Genomic DNA, 3,663 nt, shown 5'->3' with positions numbered 1-3,663 from the left:
ACGGTGAGTAAGATGGTTAAGAAAGTGGGCAGTTGCCAGTAGTCAGTTTTCAGAACAAGACGTTTGGTATTTCTTTTCTGCTCACCGGAGTATGACGGCCAACTGCGTTATTTTAACAACGTCATCCCTACGCTTCTGGCTTTCTTACCGAAGGTCATGGTTTCATCGCAGCCATTGTCTTCATTGATCAGGCAGATGACCGCATCGCTGAAATCACCATTACCGCTTTCATAACGCTGTATTGCCTGGTGGGCGATATCCGGCCGCTCTACCTGCAACTGCCGAATGGTGATCAGTTGCCGGAGAATGTCAATCAGCGTCTGCCGGGGTTGCTGGTAGCAGGCGCCCAGTACCCAGGTGGTTTCAATCAGCGTGATTAATGAAACAAAGCCGGGATTATCCGGAGTCAGTCGTTTTTCTATCGGCCGGTTGGCAATGCCTGATTGCACTGCATCATCCTGCGCAATGTAGCGAACCAGAATATTGCTATCCAGTCCGATCATGATTCGCTGCCCCTGCGCTCAATCGCCTGGTTCATCTCTTCGATTGAGACGTTATGGCTGGTTTTGACCATGCCTTTCAGTGATTTGACATCGGATCATAAACAGAACGGGATGAAGCGAATGGCTCAGGCCGAGCAGTTACAATTTATGACGCCGGAAGCCTATCTGGCGTTTGAACAGCAGGCTGAGCAGCGGCATGAGTACGTTAACGGGCTGATCATCGCCATGGCCGCTGCCAGCCGCAGGCACAATCTGCTGACCCTGTCGTTTGCCTCCCTGCTGCGTGCTCACCTGCGGGGTAGCTCCTGCAGAGCTTACGCCAGTGATATGACAGTGAATGCCAGCCATAAAGAGAATGATGTTTTTTATTACCCGGATGTGATGGTGGCCTGTAACGGCTCTGACCAGAAAGCCTATGTTGAAGATCACCCAACCTTGATTGCCGAAGTGCTATCCCCCACCACAGAGGCAAGGGACCGGATGGAAAAACTGGCGGCCTACACCGCCATTAAGGGGTTGAAGGAGTATGTATTGATCCATCAGGATAAGATTGCCGTGGATCTCTACCAGAATGCTGGCAATGGCTGGGAGATCATCCGCCTAAAGCAGGAGACCGATACCCTGCAGCTCCATTCCATCGGTTTTTCTATCACGCTTCGGGAGCTGTATGAAGCTGTGGTGGGTGTTCTTTAACTGCTCACCTTGTTGATCAGGTACTCTTCTGGCGTATAAACCGGCAGTTCTGACGCTGAAAAATCTTTAACGTTGCGGGTGATAATGGCTCCGGTGCCTGCATTGACTCCTGAAGCATAGAGTACGCTGTCTTCGTAGTCTTTGAAGCCGATGTTCAGTGCCATCTGGAGAACCTGATGGTCAACCGGGGCCATCCGGTAGATTTGCAGCAATGTCTGAATGGCCTGTTGCCCCGCTTCTTTACCAATGGTTTTGCAGGCCAGGTAGTGGATGGTGGTTAAGGTGGTAGCGCACAGGTAGCCGGTGCAGGCTTTGCGTTCAACCAGCGCCATAATACGGGATGAGTTTTGGGCATAAGGTTCGCGCTCCAGAAGAACATCCAGGATAACATTGGTATCCACCAGAATACTCACAGGTATTTATCCTCAAGGTGTTTTTTGTAGGCATTGTCATCGTCAGTGGTATCTGGCGAACGCAGTGCACCTTTCAGCTTTTGCGTTAGCGGTGGCAGCGTTTCGTTATCGGATTCTGCCCCGGTTAATGAGTCAAAGTAGTCTGCGACCAGTTGTGATAAAGACTTACCGTGATGCGCTGCATAGGCTTTTGCCTTTTGAACCTGCTCAGGCTTCATTCTCAGTGTGAGTTTTTGCATATCTGATTCCGTGCCGTACTGTTTTAATTCAGTGTACGTCACACGCCAGTGGTTGGCAAAAGCCGAACAACGCTATTTTTTGCTGAATATCTACGGATGCATTAAAAAATCCTGTTCCTTCATAATCCAGTGTTTTTTATAACCTTGAAGCCCATTCAATGGATAAAATTCTCGCTGGATTGCAGGTGTTCCCGCCTGCGCTGTATCGCTTTGCTTTTATCGGGGCGCTGGCTTTTGCCCTGTTTATGGCGGTGATTCCCCACGGTGCCGACCCGACCGCCGCCGTTAATGACAAAGTCAAACACGCCATTACCTTTATGGTGTTGTTTACCATGCTGGATCTGGCCTGGCCTACGGTGGGTATGCCCTGGTGGAAACCGGTGGGGCTGCTGGCCTTTGGGGTGTTGATTGAGGTCTGCCAGAAGATGACCGGTTACCGCAGCTTCAGTGTGGGTGATATTGTGGCCAATGGTGTGGGAGTGTTGGCTTATCTTGGTGTGTACCTCGTGATTTCCCGTTAAGGCTTTTTGTGAAATCTCCTTTTCTTCTGTTTCTTAAAGGTATCGCCATGGGCGCTGCCGATGTGGTGCCCGGTGTTTCCGGCGGTACCATTGCGTTTATTACCGACATTTACGATGAGCTGCTGGACAGCATTAAACGGCTGGGCCCCGGTGCGGTACTGGCTCAGGACGGCATTGCCGCCTGCTGGAAGCACATCAACGGTGCGTTTCTGCTGACGTTTGGCAGTGGTATTTTGCTGAGTCTGTTCAGCCTGGCCCGGGTGATCAGCGGGTTGTTGGTGCCCCATCCGATTCCCCTCTGGTCGTTTTTTACCGGGCTGATGTTGGGCTCGGTAAATAAGCTCTGGCCCTGGAAGCAGACAACGGCTGACCAGGTGTTCAATGTGTTGCCACAGACCTATGAACATTTGACCGGCCAGACCGCCCAGTTAACCCTCGCCCTGGCCATGGATGGGGCTCTGTGCGGTGGTGATGGTGTTGGTGATTGAGCGGGTTGCCAAGGCTGCGTAGTTAACAGTTTTCAGTGGGCAGAAAAAGACGGCTGATTCGCTTTTCTTTTTCTGAAAACCGCCAACTGGGAACTGCCCACTTTCTTATTCGTAGTGCGTCCACATCCTGATGATTTTGACGGCTTCGTCTTCCTTTAGCACCTGATAGACGAGGCGATGCTGAATATTGATTCTTCTGGACAAAGCGCCACTCAGATCGCCAATCAGCTTTTCATAGGGAGACGGTGTTTGGTAAGGGTTTTCTGCCAGAATGGCCAGCAGGGTTTCTACTTTTGATTTCAGGCCTGCTGAAGCGATCTTTTTTGCATCTTTCTGGGCTTGCCGGGTATATACCAGTTTCCAACTCACCAGCCCGGCTCCTCACTGCAATCAGAAAGATCACTGGCTAAACCATCCTGAATGGATTTACGCATGCCCGGTACGCAGAGCAGATGCAGGGTTTCCTGAATGGCGCTCCAATCCTCTTCGGATACCAGTACGGCGTTGTTGCGTTTACCAGTAATCAGCACCGGTTTGTGGTTTTTCGCGGTTTCATCAATCAGACGATACAGGTTGGCACGAGCCTCACTGGCACTGTAACTGCTCATAGATGGAGTCCTGTTTGGTTTATTGGTTACGTACGTAATATAGTACGTTTTATGTGGCCTGGTTGGCCATTACCCGATTACTCCCGATTTTGTCCAGAAACTCGGCTGGGCCGCTGGCCATGTTTTGCGCAAGGAGGGCAATGCCCGGGAGGCTGTCCGAGAATAGCGCCCGTAGCGAGGATGGCAGAAAATTGAGGA

8 protein-coding genes are annotated in these 3,663 nt (G+C 51.1%); 3 read left to right on the top strand and 5 right to left on the bottom strand.

What is annotated here, in order from left to right:
* Positions 1 to 107 precede the first annotated feature (107 nt).
* Positions 108 to 503, bottom strand: a complete 396-nt coding sequence (locus KDK14_RS20880) for a PIN domain-containing protein (protein WP_257267172.1) — start codon at positions 501 to 503, stop codon at positions 108 to 110.
* Between the two features lie 69 nt (positions 504 to 572).
* Between KDK14_RS20880 and KDK14_RS20875 the strand changes: the two genes are divergently transcribed.
* On the top strand, positions 573 to 1,196 hold the full coding sequence (locus KDK14_RS20875) for a Uma2 family endonuclease (RefSeq protein ID WP_257267171.1): 624 nt from the start codon (positions 573 to 575) through the stop codon (positions 1,194 to 1,196).
* On the opposite strand, the gene KDK14_RS20870 is transcribed toward KDK14_RS20875, so the two are convergent.
* Positions 1,193 to 1,609, bottom strand: coding sequence for a PIN domain-containing protein (locus tag KDK14_RS20870; protein ID WP_257267169.1), 417 nt, complete (start codon positions 1,607 to 1,609; stop codon positions 1,193 to 1,195). The genes KDK14_RS20875 and KDK14_RS20870 overlap by 4 nt on opposite strands.
* On the bottom strand, positions 1,606 to 1,848 hold the full coding sequence (locus KDK14_RS20865) for a DUF6364 family protein (RefSeq protein WP_257267168.1): 243 nt from the start codon (positions 1,846 to 1,848) through the stop codon (positions 1,606 to 1,608). The genes KDK14_RS20870 and KDK14_RS20865 overlap by 4 nt, the downstream gene beginning before the upstream one ends.
* Before the next feature lie 158 nt (positions 1,849 to 2,006).
* On the opposite strand from KDK14_RS20865, the gene KDK14_RS20860 reads away from it, so the two are divergent.
* Together KDK14_RS20860 and KDK14_RS20855 are read left to right on the top strand one after the other, a co-directional pair.
* Positions 2,007 to 2,369: a hypothetical protein gene (locus KDK14_RS20860; RefSeq protein WP_257267167.1), complete on the top strand. Its 363-nt coding sequence runs from the start codon at positions 2,007 to 2,009 to the stop codon at positions 2,367 to 2,369.
* A gap of 8 nt (positions 2,370 to 2,377) precedes the next feature.
* A complete protein-coding gene (locus KDK14_RS20855; protein WP_257267166.1) occupies positions 2,378 to 2,857 on the top strand; it encodes a DUF368 domain-containing protein in 480 nt (159 codons plus the stop codon).
* 105 nt (positions 2,858 to 2,962) lie between these two features.
* Here the strand turns inward: KDK14_RS20855 and KDK14_RS20850 are convergent, their stop codons facing one another.
* Complete coding sequence (locus KDK14_RS20850; protein WP_257267164.1) at positions 2,963 to 3,226, bottom strand: Txe/YoeB family addiction module toxin; 264 nt, start codon at positions 3,224 to 3,226, stop codon at positions 2,963 to 2,965.
* Complete coding sequence (locus tag KDK14_RS20845) at positions 3,223 to 3,465, bottom strand: type II toxin-antitoxin system Phd/YefM family antitoxin (RefSeq protein WP_257267163.1); 243 nt, start codon at positions 3,463 to 3,465, stop codon at positions 3,223 to 3,225. The genes KDK14_RS20850 and KDK14_RS20845 overlap by 4 nt, the downstream gene beginning before the upstream one ends.
* Between the last annotated feature and the right edge of the window lie 198 nt (positions 3,466 to 3,663).

Origin of the sequence: Endozoicomonas sp. ONNA2 (genome assembly GCF_024606365.1) — a bacterium.
Taxonomy (GTDB): domain Bacteria; phylum Pseudomonadota; class Gammaproteobacteria; order Pseudomonadales; family Endozoicomonadaceae; genus Endozoicomonas.
This window is presented reverse-complemented; position numbering and strand designations above follow the sequence as displayed.

What these genes read in the sequence shown, in the direction of transcription:
- KDK14_RS20880 (WP_257267172.1), bottom strand. Translation starts at nt 503, where the DNA reads ATGATCGGACTGGATAGCAATATTCTGGTTCGCTACATTGCGCAGGAT.
- KDK14_RS20875 (WP_257267171.1), top strand. Translation starts at nt 573, where the DNA reads ATGCCTTTCAGTGATTTGACATCGGATCATAAACAGAACGGGATGAAG.
- KDK14_RS20865 (WP_257267168.1), bottom strand. Translation starts at nt 1,848, where the DNA reads ATGCAAAAACTCACACTGAGAATGAAGCCTGAGCAGGTTCAAAAGGCA.
- KDK14_RS20860 (WP_257267167.1), top strand. Translation starts at nt 2,007, where the DNA reads ATGGATAAAATTCTCGCTGGATTGCAGGTGTTCCCGCCTGCGCTGTAT.
- KDK14_RS20845 (WP_257267163.1), bottom strand. Translation starts at nt 3,465, where the DNA reads ATGAGCAGTTACAGTGCCAGTGAGGCTCGTGCCAACCTGTATCGTCTG.